Origin of the sequence: Bacillus sp. FSL K6-2944 (genome assembly GCF_038005385.1) — a bacterium.
GTDB lineage: Bacteria > Bacillota > Bacilli > Bacillales > Bacillaceae_G > Bacillus_A > Bacillus_A cereus.
The window spans coordinates 41,789-66,753 of the sequence record NZ_JBBOTE010000007.1 but is presented as its reverse complement, the minus strand read 5'-3'; the positions used below and the strand labels follow the sequence as shown (position 1 = coordinate 66,753).

The window sequence follows — 24,965 nt, the reverse complement described above, 5'->3', positions numbered from 1 at the left end:
AGTAATGAATGCCGATAAAGATAAAATGCAGATAATGTCGATTTTGTTTAAAAATGATAAAAACGTGTAGAACAAAAATTCTACACGTTTTTATTTAAGTAGAAGAAAAATAATACTCCATCTTCTGTATTCAAAACACCATATTCTGCTCCATGCAGCTCTAATATATTCTTTGAAATAGCAAGACCTAACCCCGTTCCACCTTTAGAACGTTGACGAGACGTATCTCCTCGATAAAAACGGTCCCATATTTTTTCTAAGTGTTCTGGCGCGATATGAGTCCCTTTATTTTCTATACATACTTTTACACGTTCATTCTCTTCTATTGTAGAAATAATAATATTCTCATGTTCTGGTGTGTAACGAATTGCATTCGTAATAAAATTAGTAACCACCTGTTCGATTCGGTGTGGATTTGCCACTACCTCGATTTTAGAAAATTGCTTATGAAGATGTAATTGTTTAGCTGTTATATCCGAGGCTAATTGCTCGCATATATAATCAATCATCTCGTCGATATGGAAAATACCCATTTCCATTTTATATGTACCAGACTCGAATTTTGCTAACTCCAGCATATCAATAATGAGCATATCCATTTTATCTATTTCTTTTGACATTGCTTTAAAGTAATAATCTTTTTTATTACGGGCAACACCATCCTCCAAAATTGAAATACAGCTCTTTATAATACTTAAAGGTGTTTTTAATTCATGTGAAACACCAGCGATAAATTCTTTACGAGTATTTTCTAATTGTTTTTCTTTCTCTATATCTTGCTGTAATTGATGAATATACGAATGCAAAGCTTGAGAAAGTGTATTAATATTTTGTGATAAGTCACCTATTTCATCTTTTGTAGTAATAGGTATCGTCTCTGAGAAATCTAAACCAGTGATTTTTTTTGTAGTAGCATTTATTTGCAATAGTGGTTTGGCGATTTTTTTTGAGTAATAAAACGATATCAAAACGATTAAAATCAATACAAAGATAATTAAATATACATAATAATCCTTTATCATTTGTACCGCTTCATCAACTGGTTGCAATGATGTCATAGCAAATATATAGTTTGTCTTACCCCCCGCGTCTTTTGTTGGCTTGATTAAAACTTTATATTTAATATCATTTTCTTCGTAATCCATTATTTCTGTAGAAGTAACATCATTAGATTTTTGATTCAATAATAAATCAACCTGAAATTGTTTTATTCTATCTATAAGCACACGATTTCCATATATAAAGTTCGTTCCTACAGTCCCCTCCGGTAATTGCACGTTTTGAATGCTTCCCGCTAAATATAATTGTGAACTTTCTTTTGAAGATACGGCTTTTGGCCCATACAACCTTTCTGACAGTTGCTTGTTCTCTAGCCCAACATTCTTCTCTTTTATTGTTAACATCGCAGGGACTACTATATCCCCCTTCTGTACTCCGTCGATAATAATATGACTCCCTTGTTCTAAACTATATTTCATCCTTTGTATATCTTCTAAATTGATAAAACTATACAACGGTATGTGAATGGAACGTTCAGAAAATATCTTATTTTCGTTTGGGTCTAATTGAATTTCTATAGAAAAATCATTTGCATATTTTATATTACCTACACTATCTAACGTTGTAATCCATGTCGCATTCTCTTGATAGAAATTTTGTTCTAATTCTTGAATTACTTTCGCATCATCTCCAGCTTTTATATATGCTTTTTCAAAGGATTGAATATTTGTTTTAATATCATTAACTTTTCGATTTGCGTAGTATTGCTTAAAAAATATAGTTTGTCCAATAAAAATAGTTACTAAAATAAGTGTGCATAATGCTGTTGTTAACATAAATAACTTTAATACAATTCCTTTTTTCATACTTGTCCCTCAAATTTATAACCAGCTCGTACAACCGTTACAATACAAGCTGCTTTTTGTCCTAATTTATGACGCAAATTACGAATATGACTATTAACAGTGCGATCATCCCCAGCGAATTCATAACCCCAAATTTTATTGATTAGTTGTTCTCTCGAAATTACAATTCCTTGATTTCGCATGAGATACGTTACTATTTCAAATTCTGTATGAGTCAAATTTATGTCTTCCCCATCTATAGTTACTGTACGAGAAGGAAAATGTACATGGATACCACTACTCGTTAATGTGTCTTCAGCTGGTACATTAACAGCTGAAGAATATCGGCTTTCCATTAATCGTTTTGCTCTTGCTAACAAAATTGGTGGACTGTATGGCTTGGTCACATAATCGTCTGCACCTAATTCAAAACCAAGTAAAGTATCATCCTCATCTACACGAGCTGTCAACATGATGATAGGTACATTGGATGATTTGCGTATCCGTCTACAAACAGACCATCCATCTAACTCTGGCAGCATAATGTCTAAAATAATTAAGTGTACTTCATATTCCTCAAATATAGATAATGCTTCTTTCCCATCAGTCGCCTCTAACACGTTATATCCTTCGTTTAATAGGTAATCCTTCATAATCTCACGTAAAATATCTTCATCTTCTACAATTAAAATTGTTCTTTGCATATTTTATCTTCTCCACGATTTATTTTTATGAAGAAATAGTTCATTTTATATTTTAACCAATTAAAAATCTTTCACTATTTCCATCGCTACTAAATGTAACATAATTATATAAAGAAAATAACATGCTGGTATAAAGATAAAATGCAGGATAACCTTTAAAATTGTGTATTTGGGTATCTTTGTCCATCCCCTCGAAAAGACCTGCGGTAGTATGTCAACTGAAAAATAATATATTTTGAAGTTATCAAAGGACAAATTGCTTAAAAAAGACATCACGAAACTAGACCAGCACCGAATGTAAAATACTGGAATTGATTGAAAGGTAGCGATGACAGGTTTTATGTCACACTTTCACACACCTTTCAGGCGTAAAGAGTTGGTGATTACGTAGTAGCGCATCCACCAATCGCACAAATTTTCTTGCGGTTAGAACGAGTGCACGTTTGTGTTGATGTTTTGGTACTTCATTATACTTTTTTGCGTAATATTCTTGGTATTCCAATACATGCTTTCTTACAGAGTTGGCGGCTTCAACTAAGTAATACCGCAAGTAGGGGTTTCTTGCCCATCCCCTCCAAAAGGTATATTAAGGAGTACCTCTCAAAACTTTATTGGTTTAAGAGGTACTTTTTTTCTAATATTACTCAGATGAGGTGTGGTTTTTTGTTGCGGTTATAGCTTTTGATTGTGCTAATTCTTGAATAATCTCATCCATGTTAATCATTTCTTGATTACTATGAAATTCGTAACGACCATAAAGATTGATATGCTGCCACGCCACCGGAGAAACCTGTTTCAACATGTCTGAACTTTGACCATTTTCCTCCCTGTAAGTTAGCATATTAGACAAAATACTGGCATTGTAATAAATGATGCAATTCGCGATAAGACGACTACATTCTCCCCATATTTGTTGGTCTTGTTCCGTTTTAAAACGTAGCTTACCAAAATTAGCATACGATACTACTTTGCATAATTGATGATAGCTTTCACCTCGATTCAATGCCTTTTGTACATTACGACGTAAAGGCGGGGAATCGATATAATGTAAGAAATACAGGCTTTTCATGATGTTGTCATATTCCCACAAAGCACGCTTGGTTTTGTTTTTTCGGGCATAAGAACTCAATTTTCTGACAATTATGCTTTGTGTCGTACTTTTAAGGGCAAGTGACAACATGATACGTTGTATATTTTCCCACTCTTCTATAATCAGGTTCATGTTGATTTTTCGAACAGGTTTGATCAGCGCATCATCATATTGACTGGGATGTTTGAATCCATAAAGGGATTTACTGACTTTATCATGGATATTCTTGTAACGAGGCGCAAACTGATAACCAAAAAAATGGAGAATGGCAAAGTTCACTTCATTCGTCCCATGCGTATCTGTGGAATGTACATCTGGTTGAACATCTGTGGTGTTATTGTAAAGAATGTCAAATACATAATGGCTTTCATGTTCATTCGCTCCAATGATTCGCGCATTTACAGGAATATGGTTCGCTACCATCGTGTAAGAAACAACCCCCTTTCTCAGCCCAAAGTATTTCGGGGAATGACGAGCATTAATCGTATGAATACCTGTTTCAGCTTTTCGTCCATCGCTACTGGAATGAATAACTTCGTCAATATTGTAATGTTGAAAGATAGGCAGTTTAGCTGTAGCATTACTGACCCGATCATTTGCTTCTTTTAATGTTTCTAATCGAATAAAGTTATCCGATGTGGAAATAAGAGTGGAATGATTCATATCAGAAATGTCACCCATTCTCCCTAAGCCCATATTGGTTCCCCAAGCGAGTAAGCACGCTACTAGGGTTTGCTCTTCCCGGGGTTGTTTTGCATAACGACCTAAAATATGTTCAAATGCTTCAAGAAACTGACAGCGTTGATTCACATAATGCAAAACATTTTTAATCTCAACAGGCTTTACCGTTTCAAAGAAGGGATGATTCATCGATTCACTATCACGAACATATGGAAGTGTCCAGCGACTATGTGAGCCACGCTTTTTGATCTGAATATATTTATTTTCTCCAGATGCAATATGGTGGTTCACCTTTGTAATAGGGGTAAACCCAGCATCTCCGAGCAAATCGGTAATTTTGTAATTTTCAGAATATTTTATGGGATGGGATTTGATTAAAATCTAATTTATTTCAACAGAGCTCTTAATCCTTCGATTTCATCTTCCTTTGTTCCAATTTCTCTTTTAATTCGTTCTTGTTCCCAATGTTCTTCTATAACCTTGTTCATGTATTTTTGTTTGTTATATTCTCTTTTACATGACCAACAACACAAGAGATTTGTCTTTGGAATACCATCTACAAAAATTGTGTCAAAATTGGATATATGTGTTTGTTCACCACAATTCATACACCGTTTTACCACACGGTACTTATCATTCTTTTTTAATTCGTACTTTTTTGATAAATATTTAACCCTTCTTACGCTTATACTTAGTGCTGCGGCAATATCAGCTTGTGTGCCCCATGTATATATAGTTCTTAGTATTTCTTCTTCTGATTTCCCTTCCTCTTGAAACTTTATCACATTTTTTCTCAAAGGATGTGTCAATATAATTTCCTCCTACTATGTTTGTACTTTTAGTTTGAAAAAGTACATTTTTTTCATAGTCTAGGCAAAGTAAAACAGGAACATACATCGAACTCTGTTCTAAATTAACATTTTACATTATGTGATTTCGTCACAGAAGAGTCATTCTGTGCCACTTTTTGTTATAATAGCTTTGAAATATATTAAATTTGGAGGTATTAAGAGTGAAAAAAAGTGACATAGAACTCGGAGGGTTCGAGAAATTTCTTTTTGAGCAAGGGAAACGTCCCAATACTGTACATGATTATTCTCGTCATATTTGTAATTTTCATCGATGGTTAGTTACTGAAGGTAGCTCAATTCACGACATTACGCGTTATGATATTCAACAATATATCAATTTTTTATCCATTCAAGGAAACCAAGCAACAACCATTACACCGAAATACAGTGCTATCGTAGCTTATATGAAGTTTGTCGGAAAAGAAGAACTTCTAAATCATATAAAACGACCAGAAGTTAGGCATATTCGTAATATTTCTCCGAAATCCTTATCTAAAAAGCAGAGAAATCGATTATTGAGAGAAGTTGAGAAGTCTCAAAACCTTAGGAATATCGCTATTGTTTATACAATGCTTTATACAGGTGTTCGAGTATTTGAACTTGTGGCTTTAAACCGTGATGATGTTGAAATGAAAGAACGGTCTGGATTTATAATTATTAGAGATGGTAAAGGTGGTATTTCAAGAAAAATTCCTTTACCAGCAGAAAGTCGTTATCATCTACAAAACTATTTACAAAAACGAACAGACTTGGAAGTTCCGCTGTTTCTTTCTAATTTTAGAAAACGATTATCTAAACGATCAGCCCAAAGAATATTTGAACAATACGGCATTGGTGCACACATGCTCAGACATACATATGGACGTGAACTTGTGGCTTCTGGTATTGATCTTGCAACAGTTGCTGATTTAATGGGGCACAATGATGTGAATACAACCAAACGCTATGCAGCTCCTTCAATGAGTGACTTAGAGCAAGCTGTTGAAAAAATATTTAATAGTTAGGATGAATGAAATGAAACAACATTGGAATTTAGATCGAGAAATTACTTCTTTTATACTGAGTTCTGAAGAACTAAAATTAGTTAATGCTAGATATAAACTAACTAGAATCGGTTTTGCAGCTTTACTTAAGTATTTTCAATTGTTTCATCAATTCCCAACGAAAAAAAGTCAAATTCCATCTGACATGCTACACTTTCTTTCTAAACAATTAAATCTTTCTTTAAATTCTTATCACACTTACATTCTTGATTCTAAAACAGCTAGAAAACATAAACAAGAAATACTTGATTTTTTTGGTTTCAAAGAAGAACAAGATAAAGACCGAGAATTCATTCGAACATGGCTCTATAATCGGATCTACGAATATAATTTAGATGCTAATCTATTGAGAAAACAGTTATATATCAAATATCGAACAGAGAAAATTGTAGCTCCTCCCGAGTGGCAAATAAATCAACTGATTCAGCAACTTATTTTTCAGAGAGAACAAGATTTTTATCAAGAAACTTATAATAAACTTTCGGATAGTACTTTGAAAAAAATTGATGATTTACTGGACTACTGGGGATATCTAGAAAGTCAAGAAAGCGGTTCTAATGAAGGTGAAACATCAGAAATCACATTCCGAAAATTAACAATGGGACCTGGACGTTTGAGCCAAGCTACATTATTTAATGAACTTGATAAATTAAAAACTTTGCTAGCTTTAGAGCTACCTATGAATTTATTTTCTGAAATACCACCTAAAGTACTCCAGAAATACAGGTTACGTGCTACTTCTGAAGATAAAACAGAGTTGCAACGTCACAAGAATCCGATTAGGTATACATTACTCGCCACTTTTTTCTGGTTAAAAATAAAAGAATTGAACGACAACTTAATTGAGCTCCTTATTACTTTGATTCATAAAATTGATGGTCGCGCTGAGAAAAAAGTAAAAATGGAAATGATTTTAGAGGTAAAAAAAGTGTTTGGAAAAAATAAAATGTTAATTGATTTACTCGAAACAGCACTTCAAAATCCCGAAGGGACTATAAAAGATACCTTATTTCCAGTCGTAAAGCCACAGATTCTTGAGGATATCGTGAAAGAATTAAAGTATAAAAAGTCTATGTATCAACAAAAAGTTCACTGGAAAATCCGTAATTCTTACAGTAGTTCTTATCGGACAGCCGTAACAGAAATATTAAAATTACTTGATTTTAAATCTAACAATCATCTTCATCAACCTGTTATTGAAGCGATTGAACTTCTACGAAGTTATAATGGTTCCAAACAAATCACATTTTCACCGCATGAAGCTATTCCCCTTGGAACAGAAATCATTCCAAGGAAATGGTATGATTTAGTTGTAACAGAAGATAAAAATGGAGATATACGTGTGAATCGAATCAACTATGAAATCTGCGTTTTACATGCCTTAAGAGATAAATTGAAATGTAGAGAAATTTGGGTTGCTTTTTCTCATCGTTATCGGAATCCAGAAGAGTATTTACCAGCTGATTTTGAGGAAAATCGTATTCAACATTATGAAGAATTAAATCAACCTTTAGAATCTCAAGAGAAAATAGATGACCTACAAAAACAACTACGTGCAAAACTAGATATGTTAAACAATAATATTCCTAAGAATAAAAAAGTGAAAATTTTAAGTAAACACAATGGGTGGATATCAATAGCACCAAATGAATTAAGCCCAGAACCAAAACAATTAGGTCGTCTAAAAAAAGAACTGTCCAACCGTTGGTGGATGACAAATTTGATCGATATTTTAAAAGAGACAGCGCTAAGGACTGGTTTTATCAATCACTTCCAAAGCTTAGCTACTCACGAACGATTAGATCGGGATGAAATCCAAAAAAGATTATTGCTATGCTTGTATGGCATAGGAACAAATACTGGAATTAAACGGGTATCTTCTGGTGATGCCAGTATGCAATATAAAGCACTTTTATATGTGAAGAGAAAGTACATACATGTAGAAAATTTAAGAATTGCAAATCAAAGTGTAGTGAATGCAATTTTAACTGAACGAGCTGAAGCTATTTGGGGACAAGGTACCACTTCTTGTGCTTCCGATTCCTCACGCGTAGTAGCTTACGATCAAAATTTAAGGACACAATGGTTTCCTAGATATCGTGGACCAGGTGTTTCTGTTTATTGGCACGTTGAGGAAAAATCAATGTGCATTTATTCTCAAGTAAACGCACCTAATTCTTCTGAAGTGGCTGCCATGTTACATGGATTACTTAATCATGATACAGATAAAGAGATAGATCGTAATTATGTAGATACACATGGCCAAAGTACAGTGGGTTTCGCCTTTTGTCATTTACTGGGTTTCGAACTGTTACCACGCTTTAAAAATATTCAATCTCAAAAGCTCTATAAAGCATCTGCGACAGATTGTTATGATGATTTGTCTCCTGTCATTGCGAAACGAGCTATTAATTGGGACTTAATTAAGCGGCAATATAACGAAATGGTTAAGTATGCGACAGCACTACGAGTAAATACTGCTGATACAGAAGCCATTTTGAAACAATTTTCTAAGAATAGCTCTCATCCAACATTTTTAGCATTTCAAGAGTTAGGAAAAGTGATTAAAACAATGTTTTTGTGTGATTATTTAGCTTCAGAACAATTAAGAAAAGAAATCCATTCTGGATTGAATACGGTTGAAAATTGGCATTCAGCAAGTGATTTTATTTTTTATGGCCAAGGTGGGAAAATACGTCGTAATGAGCTCGAAGAGCAAGAGGTTGCCATGTTAAGCTTGCAATTAATCCAAAACTGCATCATTTATATTAATACTTTAATCATCCAACAATTACTTAGTGAAGATGAATGGAAAAATCGTTTGGACGAAGAAGATTATCGAGCACTTACACCTATGATTTACTCTCATATTAATCCGTATGGTGAATTTCGTTTAGATATGGATAAAAGAATGGCTATTTAAAAGGAGAACCGGCATCATTAATTATATAAATATTTTCAGAATATTACAAAATTACCGATTTACTCGGAGATGCTGGTTCTACCCCTAATACGAGTTTCAAGTTCCTTCTCAAGCTCTGCTAAATGGACTTGAATCGGTTGATTAAAAATAGTTAGACCGTTCTCAGCAAGTAAAGTTTCTTTTTGTTTCCACTCTAGATCGCTAATGAGATCATCTTCAAAACTGCGAAATCGGATACTATCCCGACAAAAAATATCTCCTGCTTCTAAACCATTTCGTAAAAGTTGATAGACGAAAAATTCATAGCGATCAGCCTGCAGCACTTTTTGTCCTAAAGAGTTTAATTGATAGAGGTATCGTTTCATCCCGTTAGGGATAAATTGTTGAGGGAACGTATCGGAAGGATACTTTCCTAATGGCTTATTTTTCATAAAAGCTTTTTTCAGAAAATGGACAGCTTCCATCAATGGATCATGAGCAGAGGCGGCTAAGAAATCAACCATCAAAAATACGGGACGCAGAGATCGTTTAAATTGATGAGATAACTGATCAATGTATTCCCATCGGAAAGCAACTTCATCTAATTTGGTATTGGTAACGATTTGATCAGCGATGGCTGCCAATTTGGGACGTTCCAAGATAGCAAAGGCTCGATCCTGAATCTCCTGAAAAGTAGCCTCTGCAGGGATTTGATCATCAGTGAATAGGTAAAGTACTTCTCCTACTTTCCTTATATTCTGGTTTCTTTCTAGATGAGATTTGTATACTTGTTCCTTTCCTGCCGATTTCGCTTCATCCATGTAACGTCTTACTCGATATGTAAACGTATGGATTAGATTGTCATGCATCCGTTGATAGCGATGGAAAACAAAACATAATAAATACAAGTAACCAATCCACTCATTTAATCGTTTCAGTTTATAAACAGAGTAATAATCTACCAAGGAAGCATAATATTTGATACTCTCGTTAGAGATAGCAAACTTGGGTAGCAATGTTTGAGCGTGTTGATATAAATTTTGTATTTGCTTTCCTCGATCCATCTCCTTCTTAATTTCAGTGATACTAAAATCTTTCGGTTCGTGTTTCAGTCGGGTGATTTCATATAGACCTGAAGAATCTTCTAACAATCGCTTCAATGCTTTGATAGTGGGTACACTCAGATGATTTTGCAACATTGTAATTAAACGGTTTTGTTCGTAGGTAATGGCTTTCCCTATCGTTTTTTGCATAAAGCTGTAACCAGGGACAATAATCCGTTGTTCGGATAAATAATTCATCATTTCACGGAAGATATAAATTGGCTTACTACAAAATGTGGCAGACTTACGAGCCTTCTTCTTTAACAGTCGCCGTTTTTCAGCATCACAATTTTGGTAATTGAACAGTTCAAGAATGAAGTGTTGTTGTTTAAGCTTAGTAACTTTACCAATGGAACTAAGGTCAGTTATTTTACTACCATTGAAATTTTTTTTTAGAATATGTCGCAAATCTTCCGTTACTTCATGGAGATCGAAGGTAAAAAATAAACATTTCGCTTTAAAATAGCCGAGTTGTAGGATAAAGTAAGCCTTAGATTTTACAGAGCGGAATGTTTCTACCAATTCTTTTTCTGGTTGAGTGAGAGAAAAATATTGACAGCGATCTTCATAGGTAAAGTTCGGTATAGAATAAATCGTTTGTATTTCATCTTCATTAAGAATTCTCAAACGTTTTTGGTTCGTTGTGTTTTTTTCGATATCCATAATATTTGTCCTCCCTGTGACAGAGCATATATAGCTCGTTATATTCCCTAAAATCTGAAATTTAGGGAATCCTTTAGGAATCCCCATTTTCCTAGTCTAGAACGTTCCCTATTTATTCTCCCTAAATGCAAGGTTATAATCAAGAGAAAATCTACAGGAAAGAGGAATTTAAATGGGGAATGTTTATGGATATGCTCGCGTGTCAGCTGCACATCAAGATTTAGAAATACAAATCGAAGAATTACAACGATATGGTGTCGATAAGCTATTTTGTGAAAAGATATCAGGTAAGAATGTGAATGACCGTACAGAATTTAAGCAGTTACTAGAAGTAGTGCAACCCGGTGATACTGTGGTTGGTTACAAATTAGATCGAATGGGACGATCCATATCTGATGTGTTGAAGACCTACGAATCATTTACTAAGAGGGGGATTCATCTCGTTTGCATATCTGACGGGATTGACACACGCCGGAACAACGATATTATGACCAAAGCAATGATTACGCTGTTGGGGCTGTTCGCGGAAATGGAACGTAATTTCATTCGTGAGCGGACGATGGCCGGTAAACTCAGAGCGAGGGAACATGGAGTAAAGTTTGGACGTAAAGGAAAAAACAAGGATTTAGTAGATCATGCCATTGATCTTTGGAAAACGAGAAAGTACACGATTAAGCAAATCGAGAAAAAGACGACTGTAACAAAATCAACATTATATCGTGAGATTGAAAAACGTGGGCTAATGAAAGAATCTTAACTTCGCTGTATCTATTCTTACGAATATAATCACTAAAATGTCTCTGAATCGAGTAGGGCAGACTGATTCAGAGACATTTCCTTTTATGGAATAAATCCTTAATGTACCTTTTGGAGGGGATGGGCAAGAAACCCCCAATTGTAATTGTACGAGGTTTTGAGGCATGAAAAGATTGCAAAGCTTTCTTAAAGAATCGCTTTGCAGCCTTATGATTTCTAGTTTTACTAAGATTGAAGTCAATCGTATTTCCTTCAGAATCAACCGCACGGTATAAATACATCCATTGCCCTTTTACTTTTATATACGTTTCATCCACTCGCCATGAATCATTTGTTTGTTTCAAATGACATCGGATACGTTTATCCAGTTCCGGTCCGTATTGATGGACCCAGCGCATAATCGTTGTATGAGCTAAAGATAATCCTCTTTCTTCCATCATTTCCACCAAATCTCGAAAACTTAGATTGTACCGTAGGTACCAACGTACAGTTAATAAAATTATATCTGGTTGGTAATGCTTCCATTTAAACAAATTGTCCTTTTTCATACTGATCACATCCCTTTTGTAGAGTAATCGTATCAGTATGTCCCAAATTAGAAGATTACTTGCAATTAACCTAACTTTTTTGCACCAGAACCGTAATTCTTCTGCAAATGGTTGTAACTCTTCTTGAATCGAGAGATTCATAAAAAAACAGCCCCTTTCTCATTTACACTATTTAAGAAAGAATACCGTTTTTTTGTACTTGGGGGTAGTAAAAATCCTTAAGTTGATGGATGTGGGGTTCTCCCCCTATTATTAAGAACGTCTTAATGAGTTACCTTTGATAAATGTCCTTTTTATTATATAGGATTCACATTTATTACGTTACAATTTAATTATCAGATAATTAAAATACATAATCAGAGGTGAAGGAAATGTATAAGAAAATGAAGAAAATTGCCCCTATTGCTGTATTAAGTGCGACGATGTTATGTTCGCCAGCATCTAGTTTTGCAGCAGAAAAAACACCAACGGCTAGGCAGTCCCAATCGATGGAACAAGCACAAGGAATTAAAGGTTATCTAATTAAAGATGGAGTAAAGACACCGGTATATAAAAACAATGTGGCTCTAGATCAAACCAATGATAATATATCTTACCCGGAACTTTCAGCTAATCCAAATGATCCAGTTCCATACGAAGGAAAGATAAAAACGGAAAGTGCATTACCAAGTTCCATACTATATTTTAATAAGTTTGCTTCGGATTTTGATTATGGTACTTACGCTGAGAAAACAGATGATGGTCATATTCAACTTGGAAAATATAATCCAGATACTTTAGAAAGAACGCCCGATAATACTGCAGGTCTTATACTAGATTCATCTGGTAACGAACTCTCAGGCATGCAGAAAAATATAATGAAAAGTCTGGATAATATGAACGGTACACATAAACTTCAAGATTTAATAGATGCACAATATAAACCGTATTGGGATGGCACAACACTGACAAGAGATACATCCTATAAAAATATAGATGTTGGAATTGTTCCTAAAACAGGTATATATACATTTAGTAAAGCCGTAACCTCTGGATTAACTACATCAGATGCCATTGGTGGTGCTTTAACATTAGGGTATAAATTAAAAGTAAAAGCAGGGGGCGGTATTTTACCTGTGGAAGCAGAACATGAATTTAGCACACAATTAACAGCAAGTTATAATCATACAATTACAGTTTCGCATCAAGAAACGGATACAAGAACGTTAAGTAATAATAAAGTTGCAGATTCTTATCCATATGCTAGATATGTAGGAGCTGTATATCAATTATCATCCACTTATACTGTAAATCCAGGTCCAGCATTGAAAAATGCTCCGCTTACTTTAGCACAAAAACAATTCTCATATGCTGATTCTGTTTTATACTTAACAGTTACTCCAGGTGTAACGGGTTAATTTTTTGGGTTCTGGTGCAAATAAAGGATACATTCCCAAAAAATAAGGTTCTGTTGCAAAGTTTGAAAAAACATCAACCTGCTTACAAAATACGGTTGTAGTTTAAGCAGTTCTAAATAACTGCTGTAATTCCTTGTACGTTGAAAAAGAGAAGTCTGGAATGTGACTTCTCTTTTGTTTATATATGGCATGAACCGTTTCGATTCCTTTCAATGTACGTGAAGCATGACGCAGGTTTTGAAATCCTGCGGATTTAACAAAACGTCGTTTGATATGTCTATGGTCTTGTTCGATGAGATTATTGAAATGCTTAACAGTACAATGTTTCGTATGCACATAAAAGCCATTATGTTTTAGTTTTTTAAACGCACAAAGTAAAGTATGAGCCTTGTCTGTTGTGAGAACCGTTGGTTCTCCAAAAGCTTTCACTAACCTTTTCATAAACATATAGGCTGCTTGATGATCTCGCTTTTTGCGAAGTTGAATATCCAATGTGTGACCTTCCTTATCAATCGCACGATAAAGATAACGCCACTTTCCCTTGACTTTGATATAGGTTTCATCTAAATGCCATACGGAATGTGCTGATTTATTTTTCTTCTTCCAAATTTGATAAATGATATTTCCATATTCATGGACCCAACGCATAATAGTTGTAGGATGAACTGAAACACCACGCTCTCTCAAAAGTTCAGATACGTCGCGATAGCTTAAAGAAAAACGACAATAGTAGCCGACAGCTACCAAGATAATGTCTCTCTCGAATTGTTTTCCTTTAAAATATCCCATATGTTAGGCTCCTCATCTCATTTTTCTACAGTCTAGCTCAGCTCCAAAAACTTTGCAACGGAACCGTCGTTGTTCTTCAGATGTAATCGCAGTCCCTACAACATCTTGCATAAAACTATACGCAGGAATAATAATATGTTCTTCTACTAAATAATTAAGTAATTCACGAAAAATAAAAATCGGTTTTCCACTTACTGTTGCAGCCCTGCGGGCTTTTTCTTCTAAAACACTTCGGTGATAGGAGTCACAAATACGGTAATTAGATATTTTAAGAATTAATTTTTTATGAGTAGATCGTGTCTTTTTATCAATTGATTCATAATCCCCAAAAGACTCGTTTTTAAAATAGATTTTTAAAATGTATTGAATATCTTCTTTCACCTCTGATAATTTAAACTGAAAAAACAATTGCTTTGATTTAAAATATCCAAGTTGGAGAATAAAATATACTTTAGATTTTATAGAACGTAAAGTATGTAATACTTCTTTTTCGACATGTGAAAGTGTAAAATACCGCACACGTTCTTGATGGGTAAATATTGGTCTGCTATAAAGGCGATGTATTTCATCATCTGATAAAATCTTCAGTCTGTTCTTCGTGTTCATATCTGTTTAAGAATCCATCCTTTTAGTTAAAATATATTTATGTTATAAAATACACGTCATTTTGTATTAGGCCTCACGATACCATTTCGGGAAAATTGTACGTTTAGACACAATTTAGACACATTTCAAGTGATTCTTTGTAAAATATCAAAATTTTTGATTCCTTCATTTGCCTTTTACTATCTATTTCTCATGATTTCGGTGAAAATGAGAAATATGTTATTACTTCAGACGGGAGGAAACAAGAATGAAATGCTATCAATTACATTTGGAATTAGTGGGATGCCCTTTCCCTATTTGGAGAAAAGTTATTTTACCTGCGAAATTAACTTTTGATGATTTACATGATGTGATTCAATGCTTATTTCAATGGGAGCACCAACATTTATTTGAATTCACTGTAGGAAAATATACTATATCGGATCCACCTGATTCGAGTATTCCCTTTTCCATGTTGGAATTGACAACACCATCTCGAATGCTGCGCGCTCATAGAACCATGCTACTTGAACAAATCAAAAAGAAGGGGCAAATTTTTCAATATGTATACGACTTTGGAGATCACTGGTTGCTACAGATTCAAGTTGAAGATGTACTCGATCAAAACTCTGATGAAATAACATGCATTGGAGGAGAAAATGCAGCTCCTTTAGAGGATATCGGAGGTATTCCGGGATATATTGAATTTTTAGAGGCAATAAAAGATTCTTCACATCCACAATATAAACTCTTCGCAGAATGGGATTTATTAGATTTTGATCCTACTGCATTCGATATACAAGAGGTAAATAAGGGATTAACCTATTGTGATTAATGAATGCCTACATGACACAAAAATTTTGAATTACGAAGTTTTGAAAAGAGGTACTTTATGCTTAGAAGTCATTCTATGTTGCGTTCTTATTCCATCGATTCATTACATAGTCATCATTTTTTTAGTTGGAATGAGCCTGTTCTTTTGAAATCTTTAATGATTATAAAAGTACATATATTTACGCACGGCAAGTTTGACCTCATTCTTTAGAATTATTTTTCATCTTATTCTCCCTTTAGTGAGGGACCTTGCATGAAGCGGCTTACACATGTCTTTACGAACGAAAAAGAACAGATTATTGAAATAATCTGTTCTGAGAGAGATGATACAATTTGAGTTTTTTTGCACAAGAACCAATTGTTTAACCATAGTGCGAGTCCTTTTTTTATTTCCAGTTTTTTTGTCCTCCTTCAAAATAATCAATACATGAGGGCTGATTATTTTGACACTTCATATAAATCATATTTACATTACTTTTCTTTCGGAAGTACAATTCTTTTATATAATTGAACTGTAATGAGGTAGTAAATCAAGTAAATCACTACGAAAATCACAAGTGGTAACCAAATGCGGGCATACGGATTACTTAAAAGACCGCTGAACATATTCATACCAACTAATATGTGAACAATACCCACAATTGCTGGGAATAAGAATACAAAGAATAGCTCTTTATAAATCGATTTTGTTAATAATTCTCGGCGAACACCAATTTTACGAAGCATTTGATAACGTGTAATATCTTTTGATGCACCAGACAGAACTTTAAACATCAGGCAGCTTGCCATCATTGCTAAGAACGCAATTCCGACAAATATGCCCATAAACATCAATCCACTGAAAGCACTATAAAAAGAATTGTACGTTTGATACTTACTACCCCATAGTGCTTCAGATTTCACATTTGTATATTTAACTACTTGTAATTCGTCAAGTTTTTTCCATTCTTTTAAGTATGCTTCAAAATTATTTGTTTTCCCCATAAATACAGTATTTTCTCTATTCTCCATACTATTGTACATGTGTTGATCTACAATTTTTATGCCATGATTAGGATATATATAATCTGGCTGAATAGTGTTGAAAGCGTCGCTCCATTGTGTTGGTAATTTTTTCGTATTCGCATCTTTTTTACCCCATTTTGTTGAAAATGCACCCATGGGTAAGTCTTCTGAAACCCTTTTTTGTCCCGGTAACATGTTTGTCCAATCTTTTGCTAAGGGACGATTTTTTTCTAACTCTTCTTTTATATAGTAAACATACTTATCATCTACTTTGTAGTGATATTCAACTTTCTCTTTAAATGGGATACCACTCAAAACTTTATTTTCTTCCGCTGTTGGATTATGAACGACTGAATCGTAAATTCCCACTGTATCAACCATCGGCATAATGTTATTTTTAAATGCTAGACCCGACGAGATTCCACCAGCTCCAAGAGCCACTAACATCGCTACCGTAGCAAGCACATTTGTTAGACTGTTAATGCGGAAGTTTAATTGAGCAAACGTAAAAGCATTAAGCCTTTTTTCACTACGTTTTTTATTACTCTTTAACTTTTTGATCATAACGGGGAGAAGTGATCCAAATAACATGTAAGTACTAATTGTTGCTGTAATTAATCCAAGAGCCATGAATCCGAGAATCTCCGGCCCCTTTCCCTGTCTCATATAAATCAGTGATGCATAACTAATACCTAGCAAAATCAGACCAAGTAATGCAACGACAGATGTCAGTTTCCCTTTTACTATGACAGGCTCTGTTTGTGTATCTGCATGTACAAGTTGTAATACAGAAATCCGTGCTAATTTAATACTATTCATACCTGCTGATAGTACAAATAATGCAAGGAAGAAGATACCAGTAACAGTCATAGATGGTATGTAAAATGCTTGATACCCATCGCCAGAGAATTCTAACTGTTTCATTAGTAACTGTCCGATACCAGATGCAAGTCCTACACCAATTGTAATTCCAATCACAAGAGACGCTGCGCCTAATAGGATTGTTTCAATAAACATAAGTAGTGTAACCGTATGCTTTTTTGCTCCTAACATCATATACATACCAAACTCTTTTTGGCGAAGAGAGATTAAAAAAGAGTTTGCATATAAAATGAAGAAAAATGTGATAATCGCTAGCAACGTGGAACCAATGTAGAATACAAATGCAATATTCTTAATAGAGGAGCTAGAGTTAAGAAACGCCTTATTGAGTGCTAACGTTTGAAACATATAAAAAGTTGAGATAGATATAATAAGACCAATGAGTAAGACAATATAATCTTGTAACTTACTTTTTAGCCCTGACATAGAAAGTTTAAATAACATGTCCTTAGGCCTCCTCTTATGCTTTTTGTGTGCCTAAGTCTGCCAGCACGTCTAAAATTTCTTTATAAAAACCTTCGCGTGTACCACCGCGATGAATTTCTTTATATAACTCACCATCTTGAATGAATAAAATACGCTGACAATAACTTGCACTATATGGATCATGTGTAACCATCATAATTGAAACGCCTTGTTCTGTATTTAAGTTTGTCATGGCATCCAGTAAACTCGTTGCGTTTTTAGAATCCAAGGCTCCCGTAGGTTCATCCCCTAAAATAATGGCCGGTTCATGAACTAATGCACGTGCGGCTGCTGAGCGTTGTTTCTGTCCACCAGATACTTCAGATGGATATTTTTGTAGAATTGCTGAAATTCCTAACATATCGGCTACTTTTTCTACCTTCGGTCCAATCCTATGTGATGAAACACCTTGAAGCGAAAGTGGAAGTGCAATATTTTCATAAATAGATAAGTTTTCTAATAAATTGAAGTCTTGGAAGATGAATCCTAACTTTTGTGAACGGAAATCTGAAAGCTCACCTTGCTTCATTTTTGTAATATCCGTACCTGCAATTTCAACAACGCCGCCTGTTGCTTTATCGAGGGTTGAAATAACATTTAATAGTGTTGTTTTTCCCGAACCAGATGGTCCCATAATGCCAACAAACTCACTTTCTTGAATGGAGAATGAGACACCTTTTAATGCATGTGATTCGTTATCCCCTTTTTTACCGTATACTTTTTGAACGTTCTTTACATCTACAACTGGCTTTATCATATATATCCTCCTATTTTCGTTTTTCATGCAAATCAAATTCTGAGAACGCCTCCTAGTTTATGATTCAAACTAAGAGAAGAACTTTAATAGCTTGTTTTTATAAGTCAGCTTTTTTACTATAAATAAAATAGCACACATTTATAATATACGGAATAACAAGAATACCAACAATAATCGGATATGAGATTATGTTGTGCTCTAATATATATAAAAGACTGATAATCGTTATGAATGGGGCTAATATCCATAATATTGTATTTACATAAGATTTTTTTTTCATAAGTTTCACCTCTGTACTAATTATTTTGTAAGATAATTTGAATTATAAATGGAATTTCTTAATAAACCCTGCATATATTTCTTAAGTTTTCTTAACAAAAATAGAAAATTTAAGATCTATAGGTAAAACTTTAAATTTTTAGCTACGTTACAAGAACGGTAATTTTTCCCGTCTGAATGAAACTTATCTCATTTTTTGAGAGTCTGGAAAAGAACATCCCAGTATCGGTATAGAGTACGAATATCCTGTATGTCTAATAGGTCTTTCCTTTATAGAATAGGGTGAGGAGCGTCCTAAATGAGATATTTTTAAGGAGAGATATCTCCACTTTTTTCTAAACAGAGACCCTATTTTACACCAGACTTAAATTTTTAAATGTACAGTGAATTACGACATAAAAAGAGCATAGAAGTCTAAATTCCATGCCCCTTTATATATTTCTAGGTTGCTCAATAACAAAGGTTATCCGTCCGTCTTTATATTTTGCATAAATGCTACCATTATGAAGATCAACAATTCTTTTCGAGATAGCCAGTCCAATACCAGTTCCTCGTTCATTTATTCTAGCTTGATCTCCCATAAAGAATCGCTCAAATAATTGATTTACATCATTTACGAGAGGCCTTTCGGCGGTGTTTGATATTTTTAAAATTGCTTTGTTGCCAACACATTCGAGATATATTGATAATTCAGATGGTTTTACACTGTATTTTATCGCATTTATAAACAGGTTTTCATAAACGCGGACCATTTTTTCTATATCCATGACAATAGGTATGTTTTCGTTCGTTATCGATTTTTTAACACTTAAACCTTCTTTCTCAAATATAGGAGTGTATTCTCCAACTAATTGCTCCAATAACACTGATAAATCAACTTTATTAAGGTGTAACTTAGTATCAGGACTTGATAAACGGGTATACTCAAACAGCTCATCAATTGAATATTTCAATCTCTGTGACTTTGAATAAATGGTTTCAATATATTCTTGAAGTTGCGTTTCAGTGTTATATTTTCCCTTTTTCAATAAATCTAAATAGCCTATAATAGATGTCAAAGGTGTACGTAAATCATGGGATATATTTGTAATCAATTCATTTTTTATCGTTTCTAATTTTCTTTCGTACTCAAATTTATTCGTTAGTTCTTTGGACATATAATTGATATTTTTTGCAAGGTGAGCCAATTCATCCCTACTCTCTATTCTAATTGTTAAACCCAGTTTTCCATTAGCAATATCATGAACACTTTTTGTAATGGATTTCAAATATAATAATTTTCTTCTTACTATTAACCATAATATACTAATAAAGGTGACTATCACCACTGAAAAAAGGGAGGTAATATTCAAAAAGAAACTTGGACTGTTAATAGATAATAAACTCAAGAAGCTTAGTATTGTCACACCAAATGTGATAACAATACTAATTGCTACCGCAATAATAAGTTTTACCATTAACTTAGTTTGAAAATCAAACATTCTCATATCTTATACCCTATCCCCCAGATGGTTTTAATATAGAGAGGGTTCTTGGAATCTTCGTCTAGTTTACCTCTAATCTTTGTAATGTGTACCATTACAGTATTATCCGATTTATAAAAATCCTCTTTCCAAACAGTTTCATATATTCTTTCTATGCTCAAGACAACCCCTTTGTTGCGAGCAAGAAGTTCCAGTATATCGAATTCTTTAGGAGTGAGTCTCACTTCTTTACCTTTTACCCATACTTGGCGTGTATCTGTGTGTAAAGTTAAATCATCTATTTCAATCCTATGTGTATGCTTGTTCGTTGTAATGTTGTATTTTGAATGCCTTCTTAATTGAGATTTTACTCTAGCAATTAATTCTAATGGGTTAAACGGTTTGGATAAATAGTCATCCGCACCAGAAGTAAGACCCTGAATTTTATCCATGTCTTCTGATTTTGCAGAAAGCATGATAATTGGAATCGTTCGTTCTTCTCTAATTTTCATACATACTTCAATTCCATCCATGTTAGGCATCATAACATCTAAAATAATGAGATCAAATTCTTTTTCTTCCAATAATCTAAAAGCTTCAATAGCATCTTCAGCTTTTTGAATTTGCAAACCTTCATTTTTCAAATAAACAGAAATAAGGTTTCTGATTTCTTTATCATCATCAACAACAAGAATATTAGTTTCCATAATACACCTCCTTGTTTTTTTGTGTTGAGCAGCTAAAGACATAAGCTGGAGGTACATTTCTAAGCTCCCGTTTCACATCTATTTTAGAAAAAAACTGCTTAAGGAACTTCGTTTTAAATTTTGTATATTGAAAAGTAATAAATACCTCCTCTGTCTTTAACACTTTGGTGGTAGTGAATAAGATTTCATCTGAAATATGTTGAGGTAGACTAGCAAAAGGAATGCCTGAAACAATATAGTCTGCATAAGGAATAGTAAAGTCTTTTAAATACTCATCGGTATTTTTCGCAGACCCCCATACAATGAATACATTCTTCTTTGTTGCAAACTTTTCTTTCAATATTAAATAAAACTCTCTATTATTTTCCACTAATAAGAGAGTGATATTCAAATTTCGTTTTTCAAGTAATTTTTCAGTGAATACACCCGTACCTGGTCCATATTCAACAATAGACCTCTTCGAAAATTAATTATTCAGTATCAAAATTCAAAGTTATACATTCCATAAGTAAGATGTACTTGATAGCTAGTGCCTGATTTTGCTTGTTTTCTTCTCTGGTCAGCTCGCATTTTTCCAAGTGTTTTTTAGGATTTTTTTGCAATAAATTCCTATCCGGTTTTAATTTTCGAAGAGGTCTAATATATTTAGCTTTCTCAAATTTGATACTTTCCATCATTTTTTCTGCAAGAAACTTTGGACCGGGAAGTACAGCACCTACATTTCTTGGATTAGTTATATATTGAGATACAAAAGATATATACTTCATACTACATCATTCCAATAAATCATCTTTTTATCCATACCTTTACAAACAAAATAGGACTATTAGGCTTATTGACAGGGTAGCTGCTATGGTCCGCAAGATAATTTCCAAATTATAGTTAAAAATAGCGGTTCATCATTAACATAAATGTTTGTTTTTTATAAAAAAGGTTCACAACTCTTAAGTTGATGGGCATGTATGCCGCACCTTCAATGACCGATTTGGAACAAGCAATAGACAATGTCTTTCAACGATAGGAGCACTTTATGAAACAACAATTAAATATTAACGAAGAAATTGAAGCTTTTATGTTAAATCCTCAAGAATTAGCGTTAATTACAAGTAAGCATAAAGCGACTCGAGTTGGTTTTGCTGTTCTACTGAAATATTTTCAGTTAGAATACTGTTTTCCGTCAGGAAAAAGTGAAGTTCCTAAGAACATGTTACACTTTATTGCGAAGCAATTACAACTACCTTATAGTCTATTAAGAAAGAATAACGTTTTTTTGTACTTGGGGGTAGTAAAAATGCTTAAGTTGATGGGCATGTATCGTGAGGCCTATTAGCAAATTGTTATCATGAAACGATGGATTATTTAGTGGATTCAATCTATCAATTTATAGAATCTATTGATAAAATCCTGATGCAATCCTCAGTCGTATTCAACGTGCAGATATGTCGATTTTTTAAAGAGGACTTATATAGTTTTGTAGGTTCTTGGAGAGCCGTATGCCGTGAAAGTGGCATGTGTACGGTTCGGGAAGGGGGAGTTGATGCGACCTGAGGGCGCTTGGCTTCCTACTTCACCTGTCACTAAGTCAACTTAATAGTACTGTGGCGACACCTCAATATTACCTTTATAAAAACCCATTATGAGGGAGGCAATATACAGTTTTCCCTTTATACTTAAGTAAGTAGGTTACTAGTATCCTACTTTATCCATACATAGAAACGGAGGAGTTTATATTGCGAAAACGTTATAAAAAGTTAGCTACTATTATACCGCTTACAAGTATGTTAAGTATGTCAGCGATTGCGGTTGCACCGGCTACATCTTTTGCAGCGGAAACACAAAAAAACGAAGTTTCACTACAAGAAGGAACGGCCCAGGGTTACCTAATGGAAAATGGTAAGATGACCCCTGTGTACAAAAATAAACTTACTAAGTTTGATACAGACGGCGATATCGATCCTGGCCTTCCACTACTCCCAGAGAATCCATATAATCCAATTCCTGATCATGGAACTGCATATGTTGAATCAACCGATATAGGAGATACTGTATATTTCAAACCATTTGACACCCCTCAAAATAATGTATTAGCGTTAGGTGACTCTGATGATAATACTTCTCAGTGGGCCGTAGTTGTAGATTCAAAGAAATATAAAAGTGTAGGATACTTTGTTCAAAAACAAGCCGATGGTCAAATTAGAGTTGGATATTATAATCCAGAAGATTTATCTCTGATTACAGATTCAAACTATGCTTTCGCAGGAGTACCAGGTTTCGGACTGTCAGCAGAAGCGAAAGCTAAGATGCAACAAGATTTAAATCGAGCATATGGCGATATATGGGATGGCACAAGTAAACTAAAACGAGAAACAAACTATAAACTTCTGCCAAATGCCTCAGGTCTACAGGATGACGCATCGGCATTTGGTTATAATCAAACGTTAACTTCGGGTGTATCAACTACAAATATGTTTGGAATAGCGACAACAGTTGGGTGGAAAATGGGGATAAAAGTATCGGTTGTTCCTCTTGTTGCAGACGTTACGTCAGAGATTAGTGCAAGTTTAACAGCTAGTTATCAGCATACTGTAAACGTTTCAAACCAAACGAGTTCGCAAGTAAAATTTGACATATCAAGAGTAGATAACCCTGACTATAAGTATAATGACTATGCGGCAGCTGTATACAAAATACAAACAGACTATACATTAGAACCGGGTAAAGGATTATCTCGTGTTGTAGCAAAGCAAGATCTTAAAGATCCTGTGCGTACAGCTGCATTAGCAAATACGAATTATGCATATGAAGGTTCAAAATACTACTTTACAGTAACACCTGGATCACACAAGAAAAGTGTGTAATTAAAAAGTGCAGCTACATAACCTGAGTTCTATATTTATATGGACTCAGGTTATTTAATTTCTTTTGAAATCTTTGATGATTATAAAAATGTATGTATTTGCATACGGCAAATTTAACCTCATCCGCTTTGCGAAAGGAATATAAATAAAAGCATTCTGCTTAAAGGGGGCACACGACCGAAAAAAGAAAATTGTACGCTAAGGAATATTTTTACATATTATTAAGGAATAAAAACACAGAGAAAATAATTTTCCCTGTGTTTTTATTTTTGTTTTATTCTATTTTTCCGTAGTGGCCGTAAGTTTTCAAAATTCAATTCTTGATTTAAATTCCAAATATAATCTCCTGTAAGTGCGATATGTTCCCAACCTAATGGAGAGATGTGCTGAATATATTCCTCTGGAATATGAATACCATTATTCCGTAACGTTTCAATTGCACGAGAGATATAGATAGAATTCCAAGTTACAATCGCAGAAATAATGAGTTGAAGGGTCAACATGGCAATGGTGGCTGCTCACGGAGATACAGGGCATCATATTAACGAACCTGGTGTAGGTTGGAAATATGCAGATGGGTGTATGGGGCACCATTGTGAACCAGGAGGTAGCTGACGGACTAGAGCACGAATCGTCTTAACTACCCCTTTGAGAAGTATTTACACAACACACTCTATACGTATAGGCTTTTCTTTTGTATGGTAGAAGCTATTTTGATATGATATATATGTACGAATGCTTGCAAAATCACAAACACAA

General features: G+C 34.2%; 17 protein-coding genes and 7 pseudogenes. 7 read left to right on the top strand and 17 right to left on the bottom strand.

The features are described 5' to 3' along the window. Positions 1 to 80: 80 nt before the first annotated feature. The 5 genes and pseudogenes from MHH55_RS33975 to MHH55_RS33955 all read right to left on the bottom strand — a co-directional run bounded on the left by MHH55_RS33975 (position 81) and on the right by MHH55_RS33955 (position 5,128). The gene (locus tag MHH55_RS33975) at positions 81 to 1,865 is read right to left on the bottom strand and encodes a sensor histidine kinase (protein WP_078186422.1); all 1,785 of its coding nucleotides are present in this window, start codon (positions 1,863 to 1,865) and stop codon (positions 81 to 83) included. Then, entirely contained in the window at positions 1,862 to 2,548 is a 687-nt protein-coding gene (locus MHH55_RS33970; protein WP_078186421.1) for a response regulator transcription factor, read from the bottom strand. The genes MHH55_RS33975 and MHH55_RS33970 overlap by 4 nt, the downstream gene beginning before the upstream one ends. A 343-nt stretch (positions 2,549 to 2,891) precedes the next feature. Further along, a pseudogene (locus MHH55_RS33965) lies at positions 2,892 to 3,107 on the bottom strand (IS110 family transposase); the annotation flags it as partial. Between the two features lie 81 nt (positions 3,108 to 3,188). Further along, positions 3,189 to 4,619 (bottom strand): annotated as a pseudogene (locus tag MHH55_RS33960) (transposase); the annotation flags it as partial. Positions 4,620 to 4,705: 86 nt separating this feature from the next. Continuing rightward, the gene (locus MHH55_RS33955) at positions 4,706 to 5,128 is read right to left on the bottom strand and encodes a hypothetical protein (RefSeq protein ID WP_176116714.1); all 423 of its coding nucleotides are present in this window, start codon (positions 5,126 to 5,128) and stop codon (positions 4,706 to 4,708) included. Positions 5,129 to 5,331: 203 nt separating this feature from the next. Between MHH55_RS33955 and MHH55_RS33950 the strand changes: the two genes are divergently transcribed. Together MHH55_RS33950 and MHH55_RS33945 are read left to right on the top strand one after the other, a co-directional pair. Continuing rightward, entirely contained in the window at positions 5,332 to 6,174 is an 843-nt protein-coding gene (locus tag MHH55_RS33950; protein ID WP_078188028.1) for a tyrosine-type recombinase/integrase, read from the top strand. 10 nt (positions 6,175 to 6,184) lie between these two features. Next, positions 6,185 to 9,136: a Tn3 family transposase gene (locus MHH55_RS33945; RefSeq protein WP_078188030.1), complete on the top strand. Its 2,952-nt coding sequence runs from the start codon at positions 6,185 to 6,187 to the stop codon at positions 9,134 to 9,136. Positions 9,137 to 9,195: 59 nt separating this feature from the next. Here the strand turns inward: MHH55_RS33945 and MHH55_RS33940 are convergent, their stop codons facing one another. Further along, on the bottom strand, positions 9,196 to 10,881 hold the full coding sequence (locus MHH55_RS33940) for a DUF4158 domain-containing protein (RefSeq protein ID WP_340882459.1): 1,686 nt from the start codon (positions 10,879 to 10,881) through the stop codon (positions 9,196 to 9,198). A gap of 172 nt (positions 10,882 to 11,053) precedes the next feature. Between MHH55_RS33940 and MHH55_RS33935 the strand changes: the two genes are divergently transcribed. After that, positions 11,054 to 11,638, top strand: a complete 585-nt coding sequence (locus tag MHH55_RS33935; RefSeq protein WP_078187650.1) for a recombinase family protein — start codon at positions 11,054 to 11,056, stop codon at positions 11,636 to 11,638. Positions 11,639 to 11,774: 136 nt separating this feature from the next. On the opposite strand, the pseudogene MHH55_RS33930 reads toward MHH55_RS33935, so the two are convergent. Beyond that, a pseudogene (locus MHH55_RS33930) lies at positions 11,775 to 12,185 on the bottom strand (IS6 family transposase); the annotation flags it as partial. Positions 12,186 to 12,556: 371 nt separating this feature from the next. Here MHH55_RS33930 and MHH55_RS33925 point away from each other — a divergent pair. Beyond that, positions 12,557 to 13,582: a hypothetical protein gene (locus tag MHH55_RS33925; RefSeq protein WP_340882456.1), complete on the top strand. Its 1,026-nt coding sequence runs from the start codon at positions 12,557 to 12,559 to the stop codon at positions 13,580 to 13,582. Between the two features lie 102 nt (positions 13,583 to 13,684). On the opposite strand, the gene MHH55_RS33920 is transcribed toward MHH55_RS33925, so the two are convergent. Beyond that, the gene (locus MHH55_RS33920) at positions 13,685 to 14,371 is read right to left on the bottom strand and encodes an IS6 family transposase (RefSeq protein ID WP_340882454.1); all 687 of its coding nucleotides are present in this window, start codon (positions 14,369 to 14,371) and stop codon (positions 13,685 to 13,687) included. A 66-nt stretch (positions 14,372 to 14,437) separates the two neighbouring features. Beyond that, positions 14,438 to 14,977 (bottom strand): annotated as a pseudogene (locus tag MHH55_RS33915) (DUF4158 domain-containing protein); the annotation flags it as partial. A 247-nt stretch (positions 14,978 to 15,224) separates the two neighbouring features. Here MHH55_RS33915 and MHH55_RS33910 point away from each other — a divergent pair. Beyond that, complete coding sequence (locus MHH55_RS33910) at positions 15,225 to 15,791, top strand: plasmid pRiA4b ORF-3 family protein (protein ID WP_075716879.1); 567 nt, start codon at positions 15,225 to 15,227, stop codon at positions 15,789 to 15,791. A 470-nt stretch (positions 15,792 to 16,261) separates the two neighbouring features. Here the strand turns inward: MHH55_RS33910 and MHH55_RS33905 are convergent, their stop codons facing one another. From MHH55_RS33905 to MHH55_RS33880, 6 genes are all read right to left on the bottom strand, one after another. Further along, entirely contained in the window at positions 16,262 to 18,121 is a 1,860-nt protein-coding gene (locus MHH55_RS33905; RefSeq protein ID WP_340882448.1) for an ABC transporter permease, read from the bottom strand. Between the two features lie 16 nt (positions 18,122 to 18,137). Then, positions 18,138 to 18,899: an ABC transporter ATP-binding protein gene (locus MHH55_RS33900; RefSeq protein WP_197235076.1), complete on the bottom strand. Its 762-nt coding sequence runs from the start codon at positions 18,897 to 18,899 to the stop codon at positions 18,138 to 18,140. Positions 18,900 to 19,609: 710 nt separating this feature from the next. Continuing rightward, the gene (locus MHH55_RS33895; RefSeq protein ID WP_233936894.1) at positions 19,610 to 20,665 is read right to left on the bottom strand and encodes a HAMP domain-containing sensor histidine kinase; all 1,056 of its coding nucleotides are present in this window, start codon (positions 20,663 to 20,665) and stop codon (positions 19,610 to 19,612) included. After that, positions 20,662 to 21,348, bottom strand: a complete 687-nt coding sequence (locus MHH55_RS33890; RefSeq protein ID WP_340882444.1) for a response regulator transcription factor — start codon at positions 21,346 to 21,348, stop codon at positions 20,662 to 20,664. The genes MHH55_RS33895 and MHH55_RS33890 overlap by 4 nt, the downstream gene beginning before the upstream one ends. Then, entirely contained in the window at positions 21,338 to 21,799 is a 462-nt protein-coding gene (locus tag MHH55_RS33885) for a class I SAM-dependent methyltransferase (protein ID WP_340882486.1), read from the bottom strand. The genes MHH55_RS33890 and MHH55_RS33885 overlap by 11 nt, the downstream gene beginning before the upstream one ends. A 19-nt stretch (positions 21,800 to 21,818) precedes the next feature. Next, the gene (locus tag MHH55_RS33880) at positions 21,819 to 22,115 is read right to left on the bottom strand and encodes a hypothetical protein (RefSeq protein WP_233936892.1); all 297 of its coding nucleotides are present in this window, start codon (positions 22,113 to 22,115) and stop codon (positions 21,819 to 21,821) included. A gap of 263 nt (positions 22,116 to 22,378) precedes the next feature. Between MHH55_RS33880 and MHH55_RS33875 the strand changes: the two are divergent. Together MHH55_RS33875 and MHH55_RS33870 are read left to right on the top strand one after the other, a co-directional pair. Beyond that, a pseudogene (locus MHH55_RS33875) lies at positions 22,379 to 22,597 on the top strand (DUF4158 domain-containing protein); the annotation flags it as partial. Between the two features lie 481 nt (positions 22,598 to 23,078). Beyond that, entirely contained in the window at positions 23,079 to 24,206 is a 1,128-nt protein-coding gene (locus tag MHH55_RS33870; protein WP_100910637.1) for a hypothetical protein, read from the top strand. 13 nt (positions 24,207 to 24,219) lie between these two features. Here the strand turns inward: MHH55_RS33870 and MHH55_RS36635 are convergent. After that, a pseudogene (locus MHH55_RS36635) lies at positions 24,220 to 24,351 on the bottom strand (IS3 family transposase); the annotation flags it as partial. 118 nt (positions 24,352 to 24,469) lie between these two features. Beyond that, positions 24,470 to 24,700: pseudogene (locus MHH55_RS33865) on the bottom strand (Tn3 family transposase); the annotation flags it as partial. Positions 24,701 to 24,965 lie beyond the last annotated feature (265 nt).